The 5079-nt window shown below is 70.6% G+C and carries 1 protein-coding gene and 1 pseudogene; both read right to left on the bottom strand.

The genetic code is table 11. The annotated features are described in order from the left end of the window. Nucleotides 1-249: 249 nt before the first annotated feature. Entirely contained in the window at nucleotides 250-3777 is a 3528-nt protein-coding gene (dnaE, locus tag ABYE80_RS16890; RefSeq protein ID WP_372791474.1) for a DNA polymerase III subunit alpha, read from the bottom strand. A gap of 76 nt (nucleotides 3778-3853) precedes the next feature. Beyond that, a pseudogene (locus ABYE80_RS16885) lies at nucleotides 3854-5079 on the bottom strand (hypothetical protein); the annotation flags it as partial.

Below are 5079 nucleotides of genomic sequence, written 5' to 3'. Positions count from 1 at the left end.
TTCGAGGGCCTGCCCATGATCTTCGAGGGCCCGGGCGTCGAGGGGAAGGGCGTCGTGGCGCGCGACCTCGAGATCGCCCGGGAGATGCGCACGGAGGGCCTCGCCACACGCGCTTCCTGACGAGCGGCACCGCGCCAGGCAAGGAAGGGTTGCGGCCTCCCGCCCCCGGTCCAGCGGAAGAGCGGAAGGCCGCGGTCCGGACGGTACCACCGAGCGCGCCGGACCCGGCAACGCCAGGTCAAGTGCGACCTATGCCGCAGGTACCGAGGTGCTGGCCGTGCCGATCGCCCGGGCGAGCTCCGCCCGCAGCGTCGGGGTGTTGTTCCCGCGGTACTCGGGACCGAGCCGCAGCAGGCGAGGACCGGCCGAGGTGGTGATGTCGAGCACCACCTCGCTCTCGCCCGGGAAGTTCTCGAGCACGTACTTCAGCTCGTCGATGATCGACGCCTGCACCGCGGCGGCGTCGAGGCGGACCCGGATCTCCTCCGGCCCCTTCTGCTCCTCGGCGAGCTGGACCTCGGCGGCGGCCACCTGGGCCTCGCTCGGCGCGAACTTCTCGATCGAGGACAGGACCATGGACGTGCCGCGGTCCCCGTGCTCGACCTTGCCCTTGACCAGGACCACGGTGTCCGGCACCAGGAGGTCCGCGTACTCCGTGATCGTCTTCTCGAACGCGATCGCCTCGACGGTGCCCTCGAGATCGTCGATCGTCACGAACATCATCTGGCTGCCGGTCCGCGTGCGCAGCTGACGGGTCGCCGAGATGATCCCGCCGGCGGTCACCCAGTCCCCGTGCGTCACCTTGGCGATCTCGCCGAGCGAGATGTCGGCCTTGACGCGCAGGGCGGCGCGGACGTCCTTGAGCGGATGCGCCGACACGAACACGCCGATCGCCTCCTTCTCGAAGGCGAGCAGCTCGTTCTTGTCGAACTCCTCGGTGGGGATCGGCGGGTGCTGCACGGCGAACACGGCAGCGGCACCGCTACCACCGGCCAACCCCGGCTCGGGGCCCAGATCGAAGATCGACCCCTGACCGATCTGGGCGTCCTGCTGGACCTTCTGGCCGGCCGACTGGGCCTGCTCGAGCACCTCGAGCATGCCGCGGCGCGTCGCCCCGGTCTGGTCGAACGCCCCGGACTTGATCAGGGCCTCGATCGTCTTGCGGTTCGCGGCACGGTGATCCACCCGCTCGCAGAAGTCCCAGAGCGAGACGAACGGGCCTCCGTCCTCCCGCGCCGCCTTGATCGCCTCGACCGCCCCGTGTCCCACGCCCTTGACGGCGTCCAGGCCGAAGCGGATCGCCCCTTCGACGACGACGAACTCGTGGTCGGAGACGTTGACGCACGGGGGCAGGATCGAGATGCCCATCTCGTCGCAGCGCGCGACGAAGAACGGGACCTTGTCCTTGGTGTTCATGACCGAGCTGATCAGCGCGGCCATGTACTCGGCGGGGTAGTTGGCCTTCAGCCACGCCGTCCGGTAGGAGATCAGCGCGTAGCACGCGGCGTGGGACTTGTTGAAGGAGTAGTCGGCGGACTTCTCGTTCGTCGCCCACAGGTCCTCGACCACGCGGGCGTCCACGCCGTTGGCGGCGCAGCCCTCGAAGAACGCCGGCTTGAGCGCCGCCATCGCCTCGCGGTTCTTCTTGCCGATCGCCTTGCGCAGGTCGTCGGCCTGCGCCCCCGTGAACCCGGCGAGCTCCTTGGAGATGAGCATCGCCTGCTCCTGGTACAGGATCACGCCGTAGGTCGGGCCGATGATCGGCTCCAGGCGCTCGTCGGCGATCCGCACCGAGTTGGGGTCCTTCTTGCCCCGCGCGTACGTGGGGATCTGGTCCATCGCGCCCGGCCGGTACAGCGACACCAGCGCCACCAGGTCGTCGAAGACCGTGGGCTTGACCTTCTTGAGCGCCTCGCGCATGCCCTCGGACTCGAACTGGAACACCCCCACCGAATCACCACGCGCGAGCATCTCGTAGGTGCGCGCGTCGTCCAGCGGCAGGGTGTTCATGTCCGGACGGGTGCCGGTGGACCGCTCGATGATGTCCAGCGCGTCCTCGATCACGTCGAGGTTGCGCAGGCCCAGGAAATCCATCTTGAGCAGGCCGAGTTCCTCGACCGGCTTCATCGAGAACTGCGTGACGAGCTTGTAGTTCTTCCCGCCGCCCGGGATCGCCGGACCGGACTTGTCCTCCGTCAGCTGGACCGGCACCACGTCGGTCAGCGGCATGCCCGCGATCACGACCGCGGCCGCGTGGATCGAGTTGTTGCGGACGATGCCCTCGAGGCCGCGGGCGATGTCGACGACCTGCTTGGCGGTCGGGTCGCTGTCGTAGCGCAGCCGCAGCGGCTCGCCCTCCGCGAGGCACTTCTCGAAGCTCGGGCTCCGTCCCTGCTCGGGCTCGGGGACGAGCTGGGAGATCTCCTCCCCCACCTGGTACGGATGCCCGAGGACCCGCGCCGCGTCCTTGGTGGCGGCCCGCGGGGCCATCTTGCCGAACGTGATGATCTGGGCGACGGACTCGCGGCCGTACTTGCCCACCACGTACTGCATGACCTTCTCCCGGCCACGCACCGAGAAGTCGATGTCGATATCCGGCATCGACACCCGCTCGGGGTTCAGGAACCGCTCGAACAGCAGGTCGTACTTCAACGGATCCAGATCGGTGATCCGCAGCGAGTACGCGATCAACGAGCCCGCCGCCGACCCACGACCCGGACCCACCGCGATCCCGTGGTCCTTCGCGTACTTCACGAAATCCCACACGATCAGGAAGTAGGCGTTGAAGCCCATGCGGTCGATGACCCCGAGCTCCATCTCCATCCGCTCGATCGCCCGCGCCGGGATCGGGCTGCCGTAGCGCTCGTGCAGGCCCGCGAGCACCAGCTCGCGCAGGTAGGCCCGCTCGTCCTCACCCTCCGGCAGGAACCGCGGGATCAACTGACCACCCAGCGGGATCTCCACGTCGCAGCGCTCGGCGATCTCCAGCGTCGAGGCCAGCGCCTCCGGGTACTTCGCGAAGTCCGACGCCATCTCCTCGTTGCTCTTGAGGAAGAACTCGTTGGTGTCGAACGACAGCTTCGGCTCCGCCAGCGTCGACTTCGTGTTCACGCACAGCAACGCCGCGTGGTGGTGGTAGTCCTCGCGGCGCAGGTAGTGCACATCCCCGGTACCGACCAGCTTGCCGCCCAGCTCGCGGGCGATCTTCACGATCCCCTCGTTGACCACCGTCTGCTCGGCGATCCCGTTCTGCTGGATCTCGAAGTACACGTTCTCGCGGCCGAACGCCCCGAACAGATCGTCGATGTGCCCCCGCGCGTCGTCGAACGCCCCGTTGACCAGCCGCTGCGAGGCCCGCGAGGCCAAGCAGCCCGTCAACGCGATGATGCCCTTGCCGTGGCTGGCGAGCTGCCCCATGTCGATCTGGGGCTTGCCCATGTTCAGGCCCTCGGTGAACCCCAGCGACGAGAGCCGCACGAGGTTCTGGTACCCCTCGTTGGTCGAGGCCAGCAACGTCAGGTGGTTGCGCTCCCCCCGGCCCTTGTGGGCGTGATCGTCCACGAAGTAGATCTCACAGCCGATGATCGGCTTGATCCCGGCCTTCTTGCACGCCTTGTAGTGCTCGACCGCACCGTTCATCACCCCGTGATCGGTGAGGCCGAGGGCCGGCTGACCGAACGCCGCGGCGCGTTCCGCGAGAGCCTGGAGCTTGCAGGCCCCGTCGAGCAGCGAGTACTCGGAATGGACGTGGAGATGCGCGACGGTCGGGACGGACACGGGTCTCAGGAACGGTAGGGGTCGGGGCGGACGGTGCCGACGGTCTCGCCGGGGGCGTGGTGGACGCCGCGCGCCATCACGACGCGACACCGCGAGCGGCGTCGAACCAGCGGTGCAGGAGAGCCACCGGGCTGACCGCGCCGGTCACCGTGACGCGCTCCCCGGGCGGCAGCCCTCGCCCCTCCAGGAGTCCCGGCAGGGCCTCGGAGCTGACGTGCACGGTGCTCGCGTTCTCGTCCACGGGGGCACCGGCGCCGACCCGCAGCGCGCGATCGGCGCGGACGTGCCAGCGCGCGTCGTCGGCGCCGTCCAACGCGTAGGCGACGGTGAAGTCGTGACCCGCCACGTGCTCGGTCGGTACCGCGGCGCACAGGAGCTCCAGCAGCAGCCCGGCGTCGGCGCCGGCCGCAGCGAGCTCGGCGACACCCAGCGGGGCACGGAGGTCCCGCAGGACCCGGCGCAGGCGCCGCCGGCGCCCGCTGACCCGAGCCCCGGCCAACCGGCGTGCCGCCCCGCCCTGCAGCAGCGGAGCCACCTGATCGAGCGTCCCGCTCACGGCGACGTCGACATCGCCACCCAGGCCGGCGTCGAGCCGATGGGAGGTCGCCATCCCGTCGCGCAGGCTCACGCGCCACGCGCCGAGCCCGTCGATCCTCAGGTCGTAGTCGAGGTCGTGCTGCGTCCGCGACGCCTGGGCCCGGAACACCGCCGCCAGCGCCGCGTCGAGTCGCTCGCCGCCGCCATCCGCCGTCCGCGCCAGCGCGGCCGCGACCCAGGGGCGACCGGGACCGTCCGCCGTACTGCGGGCCTCGAGGACTTGGACATCCCCCTGCGGGTCCGGGGAGGACGTCGCGCGAGGCGGTTCGGCGGGCCCGGCCGGCATCGGCGGGACCGGTCGCGGCACCCGGGCGAGCACGACCGCATCGGGCTCGGTCGTCGGCTGGGTCGCGAAGGCGTCCCCCATCGCGGCGGCTGCCTGCTGCACCGCCCAGGAGCGCTCGCGCGGCGGGAGGGACGGCGGGATGGGCTCCTGCACCGCCGGGTCCTCCAGGACGGGATCGTTCGCCCGCCCCATGTCCGCAGACGGCTCGCCGGTCGCTGCCTCGTCGGTACGCGCCTGCTCGTCGGCCGCCCTCGGCGTCTCGTCCGCCGCGCCCGGCATCTCGTCCGCCGCGCTCGGCACCTCGTCCGGGGGCGGCGCGTCGAGGGTGTCGACGCGGGCGCGGAGCCGCTCCGCCGCCCGCTGCAGGCCGGAGATGAGCTCGGAGGTCTCCGGGTCGACATCGCCCTGCGGGCGCGTGG

The organism is Paraconexibacter sp., assembly GCF_041602235.1.
In the GTDB taxonomy this organism is placed as follows: domain Bacteria; phylum Actinomycetota; class Thermoleophilia; order Solirubrobacterales; family Solirubrobacteraceae; genus Paraconexibacter.
The sequence above is the reverse complement of the archived record's forward strand: the minus strand, read 5'-3'. Positions and strand labels throughout refer to the sequence as shown.